Genomic DNA, 19,895 nt, shown 5'->3' on the forward strand with positions numbered 1-19,895 from the left:
AGGCACCTCAGACGAGGCCTAGTACGTCGTTGGAGTGGGCCTGCACGCTCTGATAGAGCGCCGCATCAATAGCAAGCTGTTGCGCATCGGCCTTGAAGATCTGGCCCAGGCGTGCCTGCCACTCCTGAGAAGCCAGTTCTGCCGGGAAGCAGCGCTTGAGCAGGGTCAGCATGGCCGAAACAGCCACCGAAGCACCCGGCGAAGCGCCCAGCAGAGCAGACATGCTGCCATCGGCCGAGGCAACGATCTCGGTACCGAACTCCAGCTTGCCGCCCGTGGCAGGATCTTTCTTGATGATCTGGACACGCTGACCGGCAATTTCCAGACGCCAGTCTTCCGGACGCAAGCTCGGATAGAACTTGCGCAGGGCATCCAGGCGCTGTTCGGCAGACTGCATGACTTCCTTGATCAGGTAGCGAGTCAGGTCCATGTTGTCACGCGCCACGGCCAGCATCGGCCAGAGGTTGCCCGGACGTACCGACAACGGCAGGTCGAGGAACGAGCCATTCTTGAGGAATTTGGTGGTGAAGCCGGCATAGGGTCCGAACAGCAGGGATTTCTTGCCATCCACGACACGGGTATCCAGATGCGGCACCGACATGGGTGGCGAACCCACTTCGGCCAGGCTGTAAACCTTGGCCTGGTGCTGCGCCACCACCTCGGGGTTATCGCAACGCAGCCACTGGCCACTCACCGGGAAACCGCCATAGCCTTTGCCTTCCGGGATACCGGACATCTGCAACAACGGCAAGGCGCCACCACCGGCACCGAGGAAGACCCGTTTGGCCAGCACTTCACGGCTGCCCTGCCCGGCGCTACGTACGCGCACGCGCCAACCTTCAGCCACACGCGTCAGACCGACCACCTTACTGCTGTAAGACACCCGGCAGTCGCTCTGGCGGCTCAGGTAATCGAGCAACTGCAGGGTCAGAGCGCCAAAGTTGACGTCGGTACCCAAGGCTACACGGGTGGCCGCCAGCGCTTCCGTGTTGTCACGCTCGCGCATCATCAGCGGCATCCACTGTTGCAGCGTGGCGCGCTCCTCGCTGTAGTCCATCTGCGCAAAGCAGTGGTGATCACGCAACGCGGCATAGCGCTTGCGCAGGTAGTTAACGCCGCTTTCGCCGTGCACAAAGCTCAGGTGCGGTACCGAACTGACAAAACTCTGCGCCGAACCGAAGGTGCCATTCTCAACCAGATGGCTCCAGAACTGCTTGGAGACTTCGAACTGGGTGTTGATGGTGATGGCCTTTTGCGTATCAATGCTGCCATCGGCCTTTTCCGGCGTGTAGTTGAGCTCGCACAACCCGGCATGCCCGGTACCGGCATTGTTCCAGGGGTTGGAGCTCTCCGCTGCCCCTCCCTCCATCTGCTCAACCAGCTCGATACGCAGGCCTGCATCGAGCTCTTTGAGCAGCACGCCGAGCGTGGCGCTCATGATGCCTGCCCCTACGAGCAACACATCGACGGTGGGGTTTTCATGTTGCGTCATTTGTTGCACTCCAAGAGTTGCCTAAACCGCAGAAACGCTGGACACACGCAGCTCATGGCTACGCTGTCGATTTTCCAACGGCCGAGCTACGGGGTGGTGAAACCCGGCCTGAAAGCCTGGCACGCCGCTCAGCACCTGCCGTCCTGCAGCAGCACTGGCACAACGTACACACTGATCAGGCCTGTTTTGCCCGACCATTTCCGGCCGACACCCGTGTCGACCTACGTTCATCTGCAATCAGCCGCGTGCGGCCTGCAACGCCTCGATATAAGGCTCGGCCTGACGCTGGTCGGCGATCAGCGCCACCAGATCACGTCCCTGGGCATCCTGGGCATTCAGATCCAACCCGGCAGCCTTGAAAAAGCCGAGAAAACGCTCGAAGTCATCGATACGCAGCCCCCGGTAAGCCTTGATCAGCTTGTGCAGCGCAGGCGGCGTATCATCGGCAGGTTGCAGATCGAGAAACAGCTTGATCGCCTCATCGCTGATTTCTTCACCTATCACCTGCTTCTTGTCTTTGCGCATCAGACTGATTCTCCGGAGGGGGTCATTTTTCGCGCGCGCAGTTTACTCGCGCGTCATTCACGACTCAACGCGTTCTTATCGCCCCGGTATGCAGGTCCGCCCAGACATGCCCGTTGGCATAGCTGAGAAACTGGCAGTAGAGGGTTTGCTCACGCAGTACCTGCAGAATCACCGGCAGTTGGCTGGCCGGGTAATGCAGGGTAAGCACGCGTTGCTGGGTATCGTAGCTGGGCTTCTTGAGTGACTTGCCGTCGCTGTCGAAGTACACCAGCACGTAGCTGACATTGGCGCCCTTGCTCAAGGGTTTGCCCTTGAGGCGCAACAGACTGGGGCTGGTGATGGGAATCGGCTGTTGGTTGGAGTGCCGCTGGCTACCCAGCACCAGGCTGTACTCGGTGATCTGGATCAGTTGCTGCATGTGCAACGCACCTTCGCGCAACCCGGCATCATCGGGCGGCAGGAACTGGCCATGCAGCAGGTCAGCCAAGACCGGGCTGGCCAGCGCGAACAGTAGCAGGGAGACACACAAAGCACGCAAGGACATGAGTCAAAACCCCGAGTCAAAACGCCACGCACTTTATCACGCTGCACTCGAAGCGCCCATTACACCTTCGCCGCTATCCGCCCAGCGGAGCAGCCACCTATACTGCAACGAGCCTAAGGAGAGCCTTATGCCCAGTGGCATTCCGCTGTTTAGTGCGGTGATTCAAAGCCTGCAGGCCGGCTACAGCCGTAACGCCCTGCGCGGCGACCTACTGGCCGGCGTAACGGTGGGCATCATTGCCATTCCGCTGGCCATGGCCCTGGCTATCGCAGTGGGCGTGCCGCCGCAGCATGGTTTGTATACCGTGCTGATTGCCGCGCCGCTGATTGCCCTGTGCGGTGGCTCGCGCTTCAACATTTCCGGTCCGACCGCTGCCTTCATCGTCATCCTCCTGCCCATCACCCAGCAACACGGCCTCGGCGGTCTGCTGCTCTGCACGCTGCTGGCCGGACTGATTCTCCTGGCCATGGGACTCCTGCGCCTGGGGCGGCTGATCAGTTTCGTGCCCTACCCGGTAACCCTGGGCTTCACCGCCGGCATCGGTATCGTCATCGCTCTATTACAAGTCAAGGATCTGCTCGGTCTACAGCTGGCCCACAGCCCACAAAACATCGTTGAGCATGTGCAACTACTCGCCCAGGCGCTGCCGGGCATACAGATCGGAGACAGCCTGGTTGCGCTGGCCTGTCTGCTGGTGCTGATCGGCTGGCCGCGCCTGGTGCCGCAGGTGCCCGGTCACCTGGTGGCGCTGCTACTCGGCACGCTGCTGGCGATCGGCCTGGAACGCCTGGGACTGCCAATCGCCACACTGGGCGAGCGTTTCAGTTATTTCAGCCAGGGCATTGAGCAACCCGGCATCCCGCCTTTCCTGCCGCACTTTGCCTGGCCCTGGCAACAGCCAGGTGCCGATGGCCAACCGCTGCAACTGAGCTTCGAATTGCTGCGCCAGTTATTGGCACCAGCCTTTGCCATCGCCATGCTCGGCGCCATCGAGTCCCTGCTCTGCGCGGTGATTGCCGACGGCATGACCGGCAGCCGCCACGACCCCAACGCCGAACTACTCGGCCAGGGGCTGGGCAACCTGATCGCTCCGCTGTTCGCTGGCATCACCGCAACGGCGGCGATTGCCCGCAGCGCCGCGAGCATCCGTGCCGGAGCTTTTTCCCCGCTGGCGGCGATCATCCATGCCGGAGTCGTGCTATTGGCCATGCTGTTGCTGGCACCGCTGTTCAGCTACCTGCCCATGGCTGCCCTCGCCGCCCTGCTGCTGATGGTCGCCTGGAACATGAGCGAAGCGCCGCATGTGTTGCGCACCCTGCGCATCGCGCCACGCCATGACGTGCTGGTGCTGCTCACCTGCCTGCTGCTCACCGTGCTGTTCGATATGGTGCTGGCCGTCACCCTGGGCCTGCTATTGGCCGCCGCACTGTTCATCAAGCGTATGAGCGAACTGACCGCCACCACCCCGCTCGCCAGCGGCTTCGACCAGTTGCTCAAGGAGCTGCCCGACAGCGTGGCAGCCTATGCGATTCGCGGGCCGCTGTTCTTCGCCGCCGCGGAAAAGGCGCTCAACGTGCTGCGCCGCTTCAACCCGCAGGTGCGCGTGGTGATCATCGACCTGAGCGGCGTGCCGCTGCTGGACATGACGGCCCTGGCCGCGCTGGACAACGTACTGCGCGACTATCGCCAGCAGGGCATCGGCCTGATTCTCTGCGGCGCCAGCGCCAACGTGCGCCTCAAGCTGCGCCGCGCCGGCATTCACCGGCGACAGTCACGCCTGGCCTACGTGGCCGACCTGCCTCGCGCACACGCCAAGGCCCTGCACTGGCTGGAGGAAGGTCCGGCGCTTACAACCCCTTGACCGCGAAGATGCCATTGGCATTGCGCCAATAGCCCTTGTAGTCCATGCCATAACCGAAGATGTAGCGGTCTTCGCAGGGCAATCCGACGAAGCTGGCCTTGAACTCGGGACGGGCCTTGCGCTCATGCTGCTTGTCGATCAGTACCGCCGTGTGCACGGCGCTGGCGCCCGCATGCCGGCAGAAATCGATGATCGCCGCCAGGGTATGCCCTTCATCAAGGATGTCGTCGATGATCAGTACGTCACGGTCGATGAACGACACTTCGGGCTTGGCCTTCCAGAACAGTTCGCCACCACTGGTTTCATTGCGATAGCGGGTGGCGTGCAGGTAGGACTGCTCCAGCGGGAAGTTCAACTGGGTGAGCAACTTGCCGGCGAAGATCAACCCGCCATTCATCACGCAGAACACCACCGGGTTGCGTTCGGCCAACTCGGCATTGATGCGCTGGGCCACCTCACTGATGGCCGCTTCGATCTGTGCCTCGGTGTACAGACAGTCAGCCTCGGCCATCACTTGGCGGATATGGGCAAGATCAGCGGACATCGCGGTTTCTCCGGAAATAAGGGAAAGAAATGCCCGGATTGGCCCGGGCCCTGCCGCTCAAGGCAAAAGCCTGACCCGACGGACAGGAATTAAAGGCCGGCAAAGGTACTCATGTCCCTGACCCGGGGCAAGATCTGCAGCATTTTTCTGACCAATTGCCCAGGTCTGCGGCTAAAATAGGCCGTTTTTTGCTCCCGGCGTCCCAGCCGGTGCTTAACTCAAGCACAGTTTATCCAACCTTCGCCGCCCGCCGGAGACTTTCCATGCCCGTCAAAGAGATCCGCCACCCGCTGATCCGCCACAAAATCGGCCTGATGCGCCGCGCCGACATTTCCACGAAGAACTTCCGCGAACTGGCCCAGGAAGTCGGCGCCCTGCTCACCTACGAGGCCACCAATGACCTGCCGCTGGAACACTACGAGATCCAGGGCTGGGCGGGCAGCGTGCAAGTGGAGAAAATCGCTGGCAAGAAAATTACCGTAGTGCCCATCCTGCGGGCCGGCATTGGCATGCTCGAAGGCGTGCTCAGCCTGATTCCCGGCGCCAAGGTCAGCGCGGTGGGCGTGGCCCGCAACGAGGAAACCCTGCAGGCACATACCTATCTGGAAAAGCTGGCCCCGGAGATCGACGAACGTCTGGCGCTGATCATCGACCCGATGCTCGCCACAGGCGGCTCGCTGGTCGCCACCATCGACTTGCTGAAAAAAGCCGGTTGCAAGGAAATCCGTGCCATGGTGCTGGTCGCCGCCCCCGAGGGCATCCAGGCGGTTCACGAGGCACACCCGGACGTGGTGATCTTTACCGCCTCCATCGACCAGCGGCTTAATGAACACGGCTACATCATCCCCGGACTCGGTGACGCCGGGGACAAGATCTTCGGCACCAAGCAGAAGGACAACTGAGCCATGCACGACCATACTCAAGACCCTGTCTGGCGACAGGCCCTGGCCGGCTCGCAGATGCTTTTCGTAGCCTTCGGCGCCCTGGTGCTGATGCCGCTGATCACCGGCATGGACCCCAACGTGGCACTGTTCACCGCAGGCCTCGGCACGCTGATCTTCCATATCGTCACCGGCGGACAAGTGCCGGTCTTCCTGGCCTCCAGCTTTGCCTTCATCGCACCGATCCTGGCCGCCAAGGGCGAGTTCGGTCTGCCAGCCACCTTGGGCGGCCTGGTAGCCGCCGGCCTGGTCTACGTACTGCTCTCCGGGCTGGTCAAACTGCGTGGCACCCACTTCATCGATCGCCTGCTGCCGCCGGTGGTCATCGGCCCGGTGATCATGGCCATCGGCCTGGGGCTAGCCCCCGTGGCGGCCAACATGGCCATGGGCAAGGCGGGGGACGGCAGCGCGCAACTGGTGCCCTATAGCACCGCACTGATGATTTCCCTGCCCGCACTGGCCACGACCCTGCTGGTCGCCGTACTGGGACGCGGCATCCTGCGCCTGGTGCCCATCCTCTTTGGCGTGGCCGTCGGCTACGCCCTGGCGCTGTTCTTCGGCGTGGTCGATGGTTCCGGTATCGCTGCCGCCCCCTGGCTGGCCATGCCGCAGTTCGTCGCGCCCGAACTCCACTGGGGTGCCATCCTGTTCATGCTGCCGGTGGCCATTGCCCCGGCCATCGAGCACATCGGCGACGTACTGGCGATCAGCAACGTAACCGGCAAGCACTACATCAAGAAACCTGGGCTGCACCGCACCCTGCTCGGCGACGGCCTGGCCACTTCGGCAGCCGGCCTGCTCGGCGGCCCGCCCAACACCACCTATTCCGAAGTGACCGGTGCGGTGATGCTGACCCGCAACTTCAACCCCAAGGTGATGATCTGGGCAGCCATCATCGCCGTGGTGCTGTCGTTCATCGGCAAGTTCGGGGCTGCGCTGCAAAGCATCCCGGTGCCGGTGATGGGCGGCATTCTCTGCCTGCTGTTCGGTTCGATCGCCGTGGTCGGCCTGAATACCCTGATCCGTCACCAGGTCGATCTGGGCGAGCCGCGCAACCTGGTCATCGTCGCCGTCACCCTGGTCTTCGGTATTGGCGGCATGGTCATCGGTGACAGCGGCATGGGCCTCAAGGGCATCTCCCTGTGCGGCATTGTCGCCATCGGCCTCAACCTGATCCTGCCCGGTGCCGGCACCTGGCATCGCCACCCGCCGGCGCAACACTGACGACAAACGCCTGGCGCCTTGCGGCGCCAGGCGTTCAACCGCTAGCGTCGTACCGGGCGTTTCTGCAACTTGCGTTGCAAAGTACGCCGATGCATACCCAGCGCACGCGCCGTAGCGGAGATATTGCCGTCATGCTCGGTCAGCACGCGCTGGATGTGCTCCCATTGCAGACGATCCACCGACATGGGGTTATCCGGTACCAGCGAATCCAGGTCGGCGTGTTCGGACAGCAGCGCCGCCAGCACATCATCGGCGTCCGCCGGCTTGCACAGGTAATTGCAGGCCCCGCGCTTGATAGCTTCGACTGCCGTGGCGATGCTTGAGTAACCGGTAAGGATCAGCACACGCATCTCACTGTCCAACTCGAGCAGTTTGGGCAGCATGACCAGCCCCGAATCCCCGGCCATTTTCAGGTCAAGCACCGCGTAATCCGGCAGATCCTGGCGCGCAATGGCCAGCCCTTCTTCCGCCGAGTTGGCCACGCTGACGCGCAAGCCACGCCGATCCATGGCGCGTGCCATGACCCGGGTGAAGGTGGTGTCATCGTCCACCAGCAACAGGTGAGGTTGCTCCTCGCCTTCGACAGGCAGTACTTCAGTCATCTTCAATCCTCTTGCTCATCAGGGCAGATCCAGAGTGCGCGGCAATTTCAGCTCAGTCAGCGTGCCGCCCTGCTCATGGTTGTACAGTTTTACCGTGCCACCGGCGCGCGCCACACTGGCTTGAGTCAAGAAAAGGCCCAAGCCGAATCCCTTGCCCTTGGTGGTAAAAAAGGGCCGGCCCAATTGTTCGGCAATCGCCAGCGGTACACCAGGACCGTGATCACGGATGCTGATCAGCATCCACTGCTCATCCCAATCGAGGCGAATCTCCAGTTGGTCAGGGCAGGCATCGGCCGCATTGTTCAATACATTGAGCAGGGCTTGGGTCAAATCAGCCGGCGGCAGCAGGCATGGCGGCTCACCCTGACCAAGGCAGTGGTAGCGATAGCTGGCCTCCGGACGCATCAGGTGCCAGCGATTGAGCCCACGCTGCAGCCACTCGACCACACTCAGCTCGCTGGTAGCCTGGCGCCGGTCAGCCTCGGCCGCACGCACCAGTTGCTGAAGGGTCTGTTTGCACAGCATGACCTGATCCTGCAGCAGGGCCAGGTCTTCCTGCATGGCCGGGTCATTGCGATGATCATGACGCAAATCCTTGAGCAGTACGCTCATGGTCGATAACGGCGTACCCAGCTCATGCGCCGCTCCCGCCGCCTGGGTCGCCACGGCCAGCAACTGCTGATCACGCAGGCTCGCCTCGCGGCGCTCGGCCTGCAACTGATCCTGGCGACGCAGCGCACCGGCCATCTTGACCACGAAGAAAGTGATGAACGCCGCCGACAGGGCAAAATTCAGCCACATGCCGAACAGATGCAGGCTGATCAGGAACTCTTCGTGCTGCACATGTTGCAGGCGCAACGGGTGATACCAGATCAGCAGCACCGTGTAGCCGGTCAGCGCCAGCGCGCTGAGCAGCATGGAATAGACCCACGGCAAGGTTGCTGCGGCAATGGTCAGCGGCACCAGGTAGTAGGACACGAAGGGGTTGGTCGAACCGCCGGAAAAATACAGCAGCAAGCTGTGGATCATCAGGTCACAGCCCAACTGCACGGCATACTCCTGCTCGGTCACCGGCCACGGCCCGCGCAGGCGCAGGGTAGTCAGCAGGCATAGCAGCAAGGACATGCCCAGGGTGACCAGCAGCGACTGCCAGGGCAACGGCAGGAAATCCAGCAGCCACACGAGTCCTACCGAACCGGCCTGAGCGCTGAGCACCAGCATGCGGATCAGGTTCAGGCGCCAGAGGTTCTGCCGGCTGGCGGACAGCAACTGCACGGGGGTATTCATAGCCTCTCCTTGTAGGCGAGCGAGTATAGCCAGCGCCTGATACAGCACTCCTTGACTTGCGGCAAGATGCGCCGGGGGGAACCAACACCCCGTCCCGACAGTCACACAGGCCACCACCGGCCCGCCAAGGAATCACCATGCAACGTATTGCTTCACTCGCCTTCGCGCTTACCCTGCCCGCCACGCTACTCAGCCAGGCTGCCCAGGCCGACGAACCACGCTACAACCAGGTGGCGCTGCGCGCCGAAGTCAGCCAGGAAGTGGCCCACGACCTGATGCAGGTAAGCCTGTACAGCGAGGCCCAGCACAGCGATCCCGCACAACTGGCCAGCCAGATCACCCAGACCCTGAACAGCGCCATCCAGCGGGCGCGTCAAGCCAAGGGCGTCAAGGTCGAACTGGGCAGCCGGCACAGCTATCCGGTCTATGACGATAAGGGCCAGCGTATCCGGGCCTGGCGCGAGCGTGCCGAACTGCGCCTGGAGAGCAGCGACTTCGCCAGCCTGTCGGCACTCAGCGGTGAGCTGCTGGGCAGCCTGCAAATGGGCGGTATGCACTTCAGCATGGCCGACAGCACCCGCCAGCACAGCGAGGACGCCCAACTCAAGGCCGCCGTGGCAGCGTTCAAGGCGCGCGCCACACTGGTCACTCAGGCGCTGGGCGGCAGCGACTACCGGCTGGTCAGCCTCAACCTGAACAGCGGCTATCAGGCACCCATGCCGCGCATGGGGGCGATGAAAGCCATGGCCATGGCCGAGGCTGCACCGACCCCGGACATCGAGGCGGGCAGCAGCAAGGTCAGTGTCAGCGCAGACGGCATCATCGAAGTTCGCCTGCTCTGAAGCCTTGCGTCGGGGAATCAGACTCCACTGAGAATTTGTTGCAGTTGTAAAAATATCGTAAATAGAATGATTCTTTTGTAAGAATCATTATTATTTGCGCCGTTTTCTTCTGCCACTCATTCAGAGAGTTTCCCCATGCGCGCCACGCTTACCCGCACCGCCCTGGCCAGCGCCATCGCCCTGGCCAGTAGCCAGGCTGCCCTGGCCAACGACAACACCCTGCAACTGGATCAGATGGTGGTCAGTGCCGCCGGCTTCGAACAGAAGATCACCGATGCCCCGGCCAGCATCAGCGTCATCACCGGCGAAGAACTGAAGAAGAAGCGTGTCAGCAACATCGCCGAAGCCCTCAACGATGTCGAAGGCGTCGATGTGTCGGGCAATGCCGGCAAGACCGGCGGCCTCAACGTGAGCATTCGCGGTATGGGCGATGCGTATACCCTGGTGCTGGTCGACGGCAAGCGCCAGAACCCGGCTGGCAATGTCACCCCCAACGGTTTTGGAGAAACCCGCTTCAGCTTCCTGCCGCCGGTTTTGGCTATCGAGCGCATCGAGGTCATTCGCGGCCCGATGTCTACCCTGTATGGCTCCGATGCCATGGGTGGGGTGATCAACATCATCACCAAGAAGGTCGGTAGCGAGTGGGCTGGCTCGGCCAGCGTCGACACGACGCTGCAGGAGCAGCGCGAATACGGCGACACCCGCTCCACCCAGCTGTACCTCAGCGGCCCGCTGGTCGCCGACACCCTGGGCCTGCAACTGCGCGGCAAATACCAGGAGCGTGACAGCTCGGCAATCAGCTACCAGGACGTCACGGGCAGCGACATCAGCCCGAGCATGGGCTGGAACCCGGTGGAGTCGGATCTGTACACCGCCGGCGGGCGCTTGACCTTCACCCCCAATGCCGACCATGACCTGAGCCTGGACCTGGATCAGAGCAAGCAGCGTTACGACAACAGCAAGGGCCAGCTGGGTACGCTGGGCGCCAGCGGTGGCTACGAGCGCGACCAACGCTACAACCGCGAGCAATACCAGCTGGCCCATACCGGTCGCTTTGCCTTCGGCACCCTGGACAGCAGTTACACGCGCAACGAGACGGAAACCCTTGGCCGCCTGATTCCCAATGGCACCCCCAACCGGGTAGCAGGCGACAAGCGCACGCTGGATGCACAGAACGACATCTTCGACCTCAAGCTGGTCAGCGCACTGGGCAGTCACAACCTGAGCGTGGGCGGCCAGTGGTGGAAGGCGCAGATGACCGAAGGACTGATCGACGACCAGCTCGAACACAAGATGGTCGGTCTGTTCATCGAAGATGAGTGGCGGCTGCGCGACGATCTCGCCCTGACCCTCGGCCTGCGCCGCGATGACCACAGCGAATTTGGCGGGCAGACCAGTCCGCGCGCTTACCTGGTGTGGAACACCACCGAGAACTGGACCCTCAAGGGGGGCGTCAGCGAAGGCTTCAAGGCGCCGGACCTGCAGCAACTGGTCGGTGGCATCAATGGCTTTGGCGGCCAGGGCACCATCCCCCTGCTCGGCAACCCCGATCTGCAGCCGGAAACCAGTACCAGCAGCGAATTTGGCGTGTACTTCGACAACCTCGACGACTTCAACGGCAACGTCACCCTGTTCCACAACAAGTTCAAGGACAAGATCGGCTCGGAAGTCGTCGTCAACTGCGAATACCAGAACGTCGCCGGCTGCATCACCGTACCTGGCGGTCCCTGGCTGAACCGCGGCCGTCCGGGACGCAACCAGACGTTCAGCAAACCCATCAACGTCGACGAAGCCATCACCAAAGGCGTGGAAGTCGCCGGCCGCTACCACTTCACCGCGCAGTGGAACCTGGCTGCCAACTACACCTACACCAAGACCGAGCAGGAAGGTGGCCCCAACGATGGCTGGCCGCTCAACGACACACCCAAGCACCAGCTGAATGCCACGCTCAACTGGCAGACCAGCGATCGCCTGAGCACCTGGCTGAAGGGTGAATACCGCAGCGAACGTTTCCGGCGTACCAGCCCGGCCATCAACTATGCCTATAACGCCTTTGGCGACTACAAGGCCTACACCCTGTTCCACCTGGGCGGCAGCTACCAGGCCAGCGAGAACCTCAGCCTGAGCGCCACCGTCTACAACCTGTTCGACAAGGACTTCGTCAGCTACGAGCGCTATGCCAGCAATGCCGCCGGCACCACGTTCGAATACGGCAACGAGTACAACAACAACCAGGAGCGTCGTCGCCTGTGGCTGTCCGCCACCTACGACTTCTAAGCCTGGCCTGGTTCCTGGCCGCCCTGCGGCGGCCAGGCGCACTTGCGAATGTATAGTGACGGTAAATCTTTCTCATATAAGTGCAGCCGCCCTCTACAATCCGCATCCCCATAAACCCGACTCACACCTCCCATGATGCGACCCCTCTGGCTCGGCACTCTGCGCCAATGGCACTGGATCAGCTCGGCGCTATGCCTGGCCGGTATGCTGCTGTTCGCCATCACTGGCATCACCCTCAACCATGCCGGACAGATCGAGGCGCGCCCACAGGTCAGCCAACAGTTCGCCGAACTGCCCGCCGCATTGCACGCCCAACTGCGCCAGCAACCGCCCAGCCAGGGCCTGCCTCTGGCACTGCGGCAATGGCTGGAGCAAACCCTGGCGATTCGCCTGGATGGCCGTGCGGCCGAATGGTCCGACAACGAGCTGTACATCGCCCTGCCACGCCCTGGCGGCGATGCCTGGCTGAGCCTCGACCTGGACAGCGGCACGCTGGAATACGAGCGTACCGATCGCGGCTGGGTCGCCTATTTCAACGACCTGCACAAGGGCCGGCATACCGGCAGTCTGTGGAGCGCCTTCATCGACCTGTTCGCCGGCCTCTGCGTGGTGTTCAGCCTGAGCGGACTGCTCCTGCTGCAGCGACATGCCGGCAACCGCCCACTGACCTGGCCACTTACCGCCCTGGGGCTGCTGCTACCGCTGCTCCTCGCCTTGCTGTTCATTCACTGAAGGACCTTTTCCATGCGTCACGCCCTGCTGCTTCCCCTGGCTCTGCTGGCCACGCCTTTGCTGGCGGCCGAGTTCAAGCTGGACGTCGAGATTCCCCGCCTCGACGTGGCCGAATACCACCGTCCCTATGTCGCCATCTGGCTGGAGAAACCCGACCAGAGCCATGTGGCCAACCTGGCCGTGTGGTACGACCTGAAGATGCAGAACCGTGAAGGCGAGAAGTGGCTCAAGGACCTGCGCCAATGGTGGCGGCGCAGCGGTCGCAGCCTGCAGATGCCGGTGGATGGGGTGAGTGCGGCAACCCGTGCGGTGGGCACCCACAGCCTGCGCTTCAACAGCCAGGATGCGGCCTTCAAGGCCTTGCCAGCCGGCGAATACCGCGTGGTGGTCGAGGCCGCCCGCGAAGTCGGCGGGCGTGAACTACAGCGCCTGGCCTTCACCTGGCCGCCGCAGGCGGCCAGCCATGTCACGGCCCAGGGCAACCTGGAGCTGGGCACCCTGTCTCTCGACATTACCCCCTGAGGAACGCCGTCATGCACCCGATCATCAAATGGACCGCCCTGACCCTGGCCATCAGCCTGCCGCTCTCGGCACACGCCCATCGCGCCTGGCTGCTGCCCTCCGCCACCGTACTGTCCGGTGATGCCCCCTGGATCACCGTGGATGCCGCGGTCTCCAACGACCTGTTCTACTTCGAGCACTTCCCCCTGCAACTGGAAGGCATTGGCCAACCGCTGGCCATGCCGGCCCGCGGCCCCGCAGCCGCCCAGCCAGCCGCCGGACAAGCTGCCCCGGCCCCCATGCGGCGCCCGGCCAACCGCTTGCAGATCACCACCCCGGACGGCAGCCCGCTGCACGCGCAGTTCGGTCATACCGGCCGCCTGCGCAGCACCTTCGACCTGCAACTGTCGGCCAAGGGCACCTACAAACTGGCCGTAGCCAGCCAGGGCCTGTTTGCCAGCTGGGAAGAAAACGGCGAAACCCGCCGCTGGATGGGCAAGGCCGAAGACTTCGCCAAGCAGGTACCCGCCAAGGCTCAGGCACTGCGCGTGGTGCAGAACAGCAACCGCATGGAAACCTTTATCACCTCCGGCGCGCCCAGCGACGCTGCGCTGGCCCCGAGCAACAGCGGCCTGGAACTCAAGCCGATTACCCACCCCAACGACCTGTTCGCCGGCGAAGCCGCACAGCTGATGTTCCTGATCGACGGCAAGCCTGCCGCCGATGTCGAGGTCAACGTGATTCCCGGCGGCAATCGTTATCGTGACGACCTCGGCGAAATCAAGGCGCGTACCGATGCCCAGGGCCAGCTCAGCATCACCTGGCCGGCCGCCGGCATGTACTGGCTGGAAGCCGAATACAGCAGCACAGAAGGCGTTGCAGCGCCGGCCAGCGAGCGCCGCGCCAGCTACAGCGCAACCCTCGAAGTGCTGGCTCCCTGAGCCTGTTGGGCGGCGTATCCCCGTACGCCGCCCAGATTGCCGCCATGTCCCGTTTCTTTCGCTACTGGCTGCTCGGCAGCGTACTGCTCGGCCTGTTGCTGAGCGCCTGCTCGGCACCCCGCGAGCAGTGCGCAGCACTGGCCTGCGCCGCGTGGCTGGTACTGTGCATACCGGCCTGGCAGCACTACCGGCAGCGCCAGCGCTGCCCGGCACTCCCCAGCGATGCCATATGGCTGGCCTATGCCAGCCAGGGTGGCCAGGCGCGTCAGCTGGCCGAACGCAGCCTGGCTCAGTTACAGGCGGGGGGATGCCGCGCGGTACTGGTCAGTCTTGATCGCCTGCGCCCGCAACAGCTGAGCCAGGCCCGACAGTTATTGCTGCTGGCAAGCACCTATGGCGAAGGCGAAGCACCAGATACCGCCCAGCGCTTTGCCCAGCAGCTGGATCGCCAGTCGCTGTCACTGCCAGGCCTTGAGTACGCCGTACTCGCGCTGGGCGACCGCCGCTACCGGCACTTCTGCGCCTTTGGCCGGCGTCTCGACCAGCGCCTGCAGCAGCTGGGCGCGCAACCCTTGCAGGCCTGCCTCGACCTCGATCGTGGCGATCCCGCCGTACTACGCCAATGGCAGCAACTGCTCTCGCGCCTGGCCGGCCATGCGCCGTTCAGCGACTGGCAGGCGCCGGACTACCAGCCTGTGCAGCTGCTGCAACGCCACTGTCTGAACCCCGGCAGCAGCGCCAGCCCGGCCTTTCAGCTGCGCCTGCAAATCCCTCCCGGCAGCCATTGGCAGGCCGGCGACATTCTTGAAGTCGGCCCCTGTCATGCCCCGGCGCAGATCGACGCCCTGCTGCGCCAGCTCGGCCTCGATGGCGAGCAAGTGCAGGCCGACGGGCACAGCCTGCACTGGCACCTGTCACGTCGCCAGCTACCCGCGCCGGAGCAACTGGCCGACTGCCGCAGCCCCGCCGACCTCATGGCCCTGCCACGCCTGGCCCACCGCGACTACTCGCTGGCCTCGCTGCCTGCCGATGGCTGCCTGGAACTGCTGGTGCGCCTGCATCAGTACGGCGATGGCAATCTGGGCTGCGCCTCGGGCTGGCTGTGCCGGCATGCCGAGGTGGGTAGCCTGCTCGACGTACGGCTGCGCGCCAATCCGGGTTTTCAGCTGCCGCCGGACAGTGGCCCACTGATTCTGATTGGCAATGGTACCGGCCTGGCCGGCCTGCTCGCCCACCTGCGCGAACGCGAACAACGGGGCCAGGCAGGCCACTGGCTGCTGTTTGGCGAGCGCCAGGCGGCCCATGACCTGTTCTATGCCGAGCAGCTGCAAGCCTGGCAGCGCAGCGGCCACCTGGCGCGCCTCGACCTGGCGTTTTCCCGCGACCAGGACAGCCCCATGTATGTTCAGCACCGGCTGCGCGAAGCCGCCGATGACCTGCGTCTGTGGCTGCAACGCGGAGCCAGCCTGTTGGTCTGCGGCAGCCTGCAGGGCATGGGCGAAGAGATCGAAGCCCTGCTCCACGGTCTGCTCGGTGATCAGCAGGTACAGGCCCTGCGCCTGGCCGGACGCTACCGCCGGGATCTGTATTGAAACGAGCACCTCTCCACACCGTCTCGCAGCGCAGGCCCGCAACAGGTAAGCGTTAACAGAGGCGCCAATAAAAACGCCCCGGCATACCGGGGCGCTTGTTGTTACGCAACGCGAGGCGTGCTTAGAAGCTCAGACGCAAGCCCACTGCTGCGGTACGTGGCGCATTACCACGGGCACCGTCAGCACCCCGATGGGTAATAGCCTGCTCATCAAACACGTTATCCAGCCGTGCATACACTTCGGCCTGCTCAGTGACCGGGTAGCTGGCCACCAGATTCAGCGTGGTCAGGCTGTCGGTTTTCAGGAAGCGATCATCCACGCCCGAACGGCCCGCGCTGGGCGAGGTATAGGCTTCGGCCGCATAGTTGACGGCCGCATAGGCACGCCAGCCGCTGTCAGCCTCCAGGCCAATCTGCACCTGACCAATATGCTTGGGCGTGTAGTCGATCACGTCGCCCTTGAGGACCGAGCCATTGTCCGCAGCCTTGGTGTATTCCCCATCGGTGTAGGTGTAGGCCACGCGCAGCGGCACGGTGAAGCCAGCACCCTGATAGAGGTCGGCGAACAGCCCGAACTCCAGGCCATAGACTTCCTTGGCGCCATCCTGCTGGGTTCCCTCGACGATCCCCCCCGGGCAGGGGTTGGCTACCAGGCAGCTACGTGTCGCGTTCTGGTAGTCCGTCAGGAAACCAATCGCATCGACACCAAAGCTACCCTGGCGAAAACGCACCCCACCTTCATAGTTGGTGCTCTCCTCGCCCTCGGTACCACGCGCCGCACCATTGCCGGGCGGGGCGAAGCCTTCATGCACACCGGCCAGCAGGGTCCATTGCTCGGTCAGCGCGTAGTTGACGCCCAGGCCAGCGGTGGTGCTGGTCAGGCTATTGGTATTGCGCGCCGCCCGCTGCGCAGGCGTGGCATCCTTGGCCAGGTTGGCCTTGGACTCGATGTCCTCATAACGCACGATCGGCAGCCAGGTCCACTTGCCGACACGGATACGATCAGCAATCCAGCCAGACCAGGCTTCGCTCTCTCCCTGCTGAGGGGCGCCCAGCACGGTACGGTCATACACCAGGCGACCATTGACCTGGCGGTAGATGCTCGCAGAACGGCCCTTGACCTGGTTTTTCGTGGTGTCTTCGTGCCAACGCACACCGACCATCAACTCGTGCTCCAACGCACCGGTGACGAACCAGTGATCCAGCTGCGTTTGCACGCCCTTGCTGATGTATTCCTGATCACCATGCTGGTAACGCACGCCGTTGGCATGGGTGGTGTCGGCCGTGCCGTCCAGAATGTCCTGGATCAGATCGGCATTGGCGAGACCGTTGTTGACGATGGACGTCACACCGCCCAGATTCACCCCATTGATCTGGTTGATCCGGTCGTAATAGCGATAGGTATCGTTCCAATAGGTCGTAGTAGTCAGCTTGGTGTTGTCGGTAAAGCCAAACACATGGCGCAGGCTTGCCGACTTGCGACCGCGGTCCATCTGCTCCAGCTCACTCAAGCCATAGCGCCGATTGGGATCATGTTTGAAGTCGGCATCGGTCAGGCCCAGGTAGCTGACATTGGCCACTTCCACGCCATATACCAGCTTCAGCTCCACTTCCTGCGCATAGGTGGCGTTGGCATCGCTGGTCCAGCGCAGCTTACCCATGTACTCCTCGATATCGTGCCCGGCAGAACGATCGGAGCGATCGATATCATGGAAACCGTCACCCTGCGCCTGGTACGTCTCGACCAGGAAGCCCCACTGGCCTTCCGTCGCCCCATAGTGCGCATGCAATTTGAGCGCACCAAAAGAGCCATATTCGGCATTCAGCTTACCGCCGGCCTGCTCGGGAATCGGCGTGGAGATCAGGTTGACCGCCCCCGATGTGGTATGCGGCCCGTGCATGAGGATCTCCGGCCCCTTCAGCACTTCGACACTGCTCATCCGCCCCATGTTGGGAAAGTAGTAGGCCGAGGTATTGGCATAGGGTGCCATGGCGGCCGGAATGCCATCCTCAAGTACCGAGATGCGGTCGCTACGCCCGGTAGAGGCGGCACGAATGCTGATACGCGGAAACACGCCCAGGCCATTTTCTTCACGGGTATACACCCCCGGCACGCTACGCAGGACATCATTGGCATTGCTGGAGGAAAACTTCTGCAGCTCTCGCTCGGTCAGCACATAGGCCGACCCCGTGGAGCTCTGCGGGTCTTCCGGATTGCCGAGGATGCTGACCGCCGGCAGCTCCTTGACGTTTGCCGCACGCTCCGCAAAAGCCGCGGGCGCCAGCGCCAACAGCAGGGCAGCGGCCAGCGGGGTGTGCCTGAACGCGCGCGCAGCGGGCGACAAGAAATAAAGGCTATTGCACTCACTCATGAGAATCACTCCTGCTTAAGATTGCGACGCATCTTAATTAAGATTTGATCTCATTCAATCCTTACGTTCAATTTACAGGAACTATTTTGTAACAACGCTGTCACGTTTGCCCCGCTGACCCCAGCGCCGTTGCCATTCGCGGTGCACTGCCAGGCGCGCGCAAACGCTACCTTACCCGCTGAACGCAAAACCCCGGCGCATGGCCGTAATGCTGTTCACTTAAGCATTTGAGCCCTGACGGGGCTTCCCCGAAAATCCGATGTCAGGTCCCTGGCATCGGATTTTTTATGTCTCTGCAACAGCAACTGCTCGACTTAGGTGAACTGTTCAACTTCTCGGATCTGAGCACCTTCACCCAAAACATCCCGATCGAGTGGGTGGCATCCGCTCTGGACTTGTCCGCCCAGGCCACCATAAGGCGGCGGCGTCTGCCCAGCGATCAGGTGCTCTGGCTGGTGCTTGGCATGGCCTTGTTCCGTGACGAGCCGGTGCATGAGGTCGCACGACGCCTGAATATCTGTGCCCAGGGGCTGGCCTCTCACGACCTGCTGGCCCGAAGCGGTGTCACCGAGGCGCGTAAACGATTGGGTGCCGATCCGGTTGAGTGGCTGTTTCGTCAGACGGGTAACCAGTGGGGTTGCGAGCGCTATGAGGGCGATACCTGGCAGGGCCTGCAAGTATTGGCCGTGGATGGCGCACTCCTGCGCACCCCAGACACGCCTGAACTCCGAGAGCATTTCGGCTCCGGCAATACCTCCACCGAGCGCCAGACGCCGTTTCCCATGCTGCGACTGGTAGCCCTGATGAACGTGCGCTCGCACCTGATTCTGGATGCGCAGGTGAGTCCCTACCGGCGCAGTGAGATGCGCTTGGCCGATGAGTTTATGCAGCAGATTCCCAATCAGTCGGTGACGCTGTTCGATAAGGGCTTCTGGAGTGCCGACTTGCTGTTGCGCCTGGGCGCCGCAGGGGAAAGCCGGCACTGGCTGATTCCGGCCCGCCAAGGGCTGGTTGGCGAGGAAGTCGCTCGTTACGGCAAGGGCGATCGTTTGCTGCGCATGAAGGTGTCGGCACAGGCACGAAAGCGCAACCCCGACCTGCCGACGCACTGGGAGGTACGTGAAGTCAGCTACGCCGTGAAGGACAAGATCAAGACAGTGCTCACCTCGCTGCCTGCGGATACTTACAGCGCCAAGACCATCGCCAAGCTGTATCAGGAGCGCTGGGAGATCGAGCTGGGCTTCCGGGATATCAAAAGCTCTCTGCAGCAGAATGCGATGACCCTGCGCAGCAAGGTAACGGAGCTGGTCTACCAGGAGGTCTGGGGCTTGTTGTTGGCCTACAACATCATCCGCCGCGAAGCCGGTCAGGCAGCCGTCGCCTTCGGCCGCTCTCCGGGCGACATCCGCTTCAAACCAGTAGCTCAATACATCGCCGTGCAATTGATCGTGATGGCGGCGGCCAACCCGATTTCAGCAACAGGAACACGATTGTCGGAGCTGAGAGCAGGAATCGGTGGGCTGTTTCTGGATCACCGTCCAAGGCCATCAAGACCAAGGACGGTGAAGATCTCAAAGACCCGTTATCCAGTGGATCGAAAGGCTGCTCCGCTTAAGTGA

At 62.7% G+C, this 19,895-nt stretch carries 17 protein-coding genes; 10 read left to right on the forward strand and 7 right to left on the reverse strand.

What is annotated here, in order from left to right:
* Positions 1-7: 7 nt before the first annotated feature.
* The 3 genes from mqo to CW360_RS05935 form a co-directional block, all read right to left on the reverse strand.
* The gene (gene mqo, locus CW360_RS05925) at positions 8-1,492 is read right to left on the reverse strand and encodes a malate dehydrogenase (quinone) (protein ID WP_101193070.1); all 1,485 of its coding nucleotides are present in this window, start codon (positions 1,490-1,492) and stop codon (positions 8-10) included.
* A gap of 237 nt (positions 1,493-1,729) precedes the next feature.
* Complete coding sequence (locus tag CW360_RS05930; RefSeq protein ID WP_093986027.1) at positions 1,730-2,017, reverse strand: PA4642 family protein; 288 nt, start codon at positions 2,015-2,017, stop codon at positions 1,730-1,732.
* Positions 2,018-2,081: 64 nt separating this feature from the next.
* Positions 2,082-2,561: a hypothetical protein gene (locus CW360_RS05935; protein ID WP_093986026.1), complete on the reverse strand. Its 480-nt coding sequence runs from the start codon at positions 2,559-2,561 to the stop codon at positions 2,082-2,084.
* A 127-nt stretch (positions 2,562-2,688) separates the two neighbouring features.
* Between CW360_RS05935 and dauA the strand changes: the two genes are divergently transcribed.
* Entirely contained in the window at positions 2,689-4,422 is a 1,734-nt protein-coding gene (dauA, locus tag CW360_RS05940) for a C4-dicarboxylic acid transporter DauA (protein WP_101193071.1), read from the forward strand.
* On the opposite strand, the gene CW360_RS05945 is transcribed toward dauA, so the two are convergent.
* Positions 4,409-4,966 carry a hypoxanthine-guanine phosphoribosyltransferase gene (locus tag CW360_RS05945; protein ID WP_093986024.1) on the reverse strand — a complete coding sequence of 186 codons (558 nt, stop codon included), beginning with the start codon at positions 4,964-4,966 and terminating at the stop codon, positions 4,409-4,411. The genes dauA and CW360_RS05945 overlap by 14 nt on opposite strands.
* A 263-nt stretch (positions 4,967-5,229) precedes the next feature.
* Here CW360_RS05945 and upp point away from each other — a divergent pair, with 263 nt between their 5' ends.
* Together upp and CW360_RS05955 are read left to right on the forward strand one after the other, a co-directional pair.
* A complete protein-coding gene (gene upp, locus CW360_RS05950) occupies positions 5,230-5,868 on the forward strand; it encodes a uracil phosphoribosyltransferase (RefSeq protein ID WP_093986023.1) in 639 nt (212 codons plus the stop codon).
* Positions 5,869-5,871: 3 nt separating this feature from the next.
* Entirely contained in the window at positions 5,872-7,131 is a 1,260-nt protein-coding gene (locus CW360_RS05955) for a uracil-xanthine permease family protein (protein WP_101193072.1), read from the forward strand.
* Positions 7,132-7,172: 41 nt separating this feature from the next.
* On the opposite strand, the gene CW360_RS05960 is transcribed toward CW360_RS05955, so the two are convergent.
* Together CW360_RS05960 and CW360_RS05965 are read right to left on the reverse strand one after the other, a co-directional pair.
* Positions 7,173-7,733 carry a response regulator transcription factor gene (locus tag CW360_RS05960; RefSeq protein ID WP_093986021.1) on the reverse strand — a complete coding sequence of 187 codons (561 nt, stop codon included), beginning with the start codon at positions 7,731-7,733 and terminating at the stop codon, positions 7,173-7,175.
* Positions 7,734-7,751: 18 nt separating this feature from the next.
* On the reverse strand, positions 7,752-9,020 hold the full coding sequence (locus CW360_RS05965) for an ATP-binding protein (protein ID WP_093986020.1): 1,269 nt from the start codon (positions 9,018-9,020) through the stop codon (positions 7,752-7,754).
* Between the two features lie 137 nt (positions 9,021-9,157).
* Between CW360_RS05965 and CW360_RS05970 the strand changes: the two genes are divergently transcribed.
* From CW360_RS05970 to CW360_RS05995, 6 genes are all read left to right on the forward strand, one after another.
* Complete coding sequence (locus CW360_RS05970) at positions 9,158-9,862, forward strand: SIMPL domain-containing protein (RefSeq protein WP_101193073.1); 705 nt, start codon at positions 9,158-9,160, stop codon at positions 9,860-9,862.
* Positions 9,863-9,997: 135 nt separating this feature from the next.
* Positions 9,998-12,139 carry a TonB-dependent receptor domain-containing protein gene (locus tag CW360_RS05975; protein WP_101193074.1) on the forward strand — a complete coding sequence of 714 codons (2,142 nt, stop codon included), beginning with the start codon at positions 9,998-10,000 and terminating at the stop codon, positions 12,137-12,139.
* 132 nt (positions 12,140-12,271) lie between these two features.
* Positions 12,272-12,871, forward strand: a complete 600-nt coding sequence (locus tag CW360_RS05980) for a PepSY-associated TM helix domain-containing protein (protein ID WP_165765316.1) — start codon at positions 12,272-12,274, stop codon at positions 12,869-12,871.
* A gap of 12 nt (positions 12,872-12,883) precedes the next feature.
* Entirely contained in the window at positions 12,884-13,393 is a 510-nt protein-coding gene (locus tag CW360_RS05985; protein ID WP_101193075.1) for a DUF2271 domain-containing protein, read from the forward strand.
* A gap of 11 nt (positions 13,394-13,404) precedes the next feature.
* On the forward strand, positions 13,405-14,313 hold the full coding sequence (locus CW360_RS05990) for a DUF4198 domain-containing protein (RefSeq protein ID WP_101193076.1): 909 nt from the start codon (positions 13,405-13,407) through the stop codon (positions 14,311-14,313).
* A 44-nt stretch (positions 14,314-14,357) separates the two neighbouring features.
* The gene (locus CW360_RS05995) at positions 14,358-15,905 is read left to right on the forward strand and encodes a flavodoxin domain-containing protein (RefSeq protein ID WP_101193077.1); all 1,548 of its coding nucleotides are present in this window, start codon (positions 14,358-14,360) and stop codon (positions 15,903-15,905) included.
* A 121-nt stretch (positions 15,906-16,026) separates the two neighbouring features.
* Here CW360_RS05995 and CW360_RS06000 read toward each other — a convergent pair whose 3' ends face one another.
* Entirely contained in the window at positions 16,027-18,276 is a 2,250-nt protein-coding gene (locus tag CW360_RS06000; RefSeq protein ID WP_101193078.1) for a TonB-dependent receptor family protein, read from the reverse strand.
* A 287-nt stretch (positions 18,277-18,563) separates the two neighbouring features.
* Between CW360_RS06000 and CW360_RS06005 the strand changes: the two genes are divergently transcribed.
* A complete protein-coding gene (locus CW360_RS06005; protein WP_170307333.1) occupies positions 18,564-19,895 on the forward strand; it encodes an IS4 family transposase in 1,332 nt (443 codons plus the stop codon).

The sequence above is a fragment of the Pseudomonas fluvialis genome, assembly GCF_002835605.1.
Lineage (GTDB): Bacteria > Pseudomonadota > Gammaproteobacteria > Pseudomonadales > Pseudomonadaceae > Aquipseudomonas > Aquipseudomonas fluvialis.

Excerpts from the sequence above, each read along its gene's own strand:
- CW360_RS05945 (WP_093986024.1), bottom strand. The coding sequence starts at position 4,966 with ATGTCCGCTGATCTTGCCCATATCCGCCAAGTGATGGCCGAGGCTGAC.
- CW360_RS05995 (WP_101193077.1), top strand. The coding sequence starts at position 14,358 with ATGTCCCGTTTCTTTCGCTACTGGCTGCTCGGCAGCGTACTGCTCGGC.
- CW360_RS05990 (WP_101193076.1), top strand. The coding sequence starts at position 13,405 with ATGCACCCGATCATCAAATGGACCGCCCTGACCCTGGCCATCAGCCTG.
- CW360_RS06000 (WP_101193078.1), bottom strand. The coding sequence starts at position 18,276 with ATGAGTGAGTGCAATAGCCTTTATTTCTTGTCGCCCGCTGCGCGCGCG.
- CW360_RS05970 (WP_101193073.1), top strand. The coding sequence starts at position 9,158 with ATGCAACGTATTGCTTCACTCGCCTTCGCGCTTACCCTGCCCGCCACG.
- upp (WP_093986023.1), top strand. The coding sequence starts at position 5,230 with ATGCCCGTCAAAGAGATCCGCCACCCGCTGATCCGCCACAAAATCGGC.
- CW360_RS05960 (WP_093986021.1), bottom strand. The coding sequence starts at position 7,733 with ATGACTGAAGTACTGCCTGTCGAAGGCGAGGAGCAACCTCACCTGTTG.
- CW360_RS05930 (WP_093986027.1), bottom strand. The coding sequence starts at position 2,017 with ATGCGCAAAGACAAGAAGCAGGTGATAGGTGAAGAAATCAGCGATGAG.
- CW360_RS05980 (WP_165765316.1), top strand. The coding sequence starts at position 12,272 with ATGATGCGACCCCTCTGGCTCGGCACTCTGCGCCAATGGCACTGGATC.
- CW360_RS05955 (WP_101193072.1), top strand. The coding sequence starts at position 5,872 with ATGCACGACCATACTCAAGACCCTGTCTGGCGACAGGCCCTGGCCGGC.
- CW360_RS05985 (WP_101193075.1), top strand. The coding sequence starts at position 12,884 with ATGCGTCACGCCCTGCTGCTTCCCCTGGCTCTGCTGGCCACGCCTTTG.
- CW360_RS05975 (WP_101193074.1), top strand. The coding sequence starts at position 9,998 with ATGCGCGCCACGCTTACCCGCACCGCCCTGGCCAGCGCCATCGCCCTG.
- CW360_RS05965 (WP_093986020.1), bottom strand. The coding sequence starts at position 9,020 with ATGAATACCCCCGTGCAGTTGCTGTCCGCCAGCCGGCAGAACCTCTGG.
- CW360_RS05935 (WP_093986026.1), bottom strand. The coding sequence starts at position 2,561 with ATGTCCTTGCGTGCTTTGTGTGTCTCCCTGCTACTGTTCGCGCTGGCC.
- mqo (WP_101193070.1), bottom strand. The coding sequence starts at position 1,492 with ATGACGCAACATGAAAACCCCACCGTCGATGTGTTGCTCGTAGGGGCA.
- CW360_RS06005 (WP_170307333.1), top strand. The coding sequence starts at position 18,564 with ATGTCTCTGCAACAGCAACTGCTCGACTTAGGTGAACTGTTCAACTTC.
- dauA (WP_101193071.1), top strand. The coding sequence starts at position 2,689 with ATGCCCAGTGGCATTCCGCTGTTTAGTGCGGTGATTCAAAGCCTGCAG.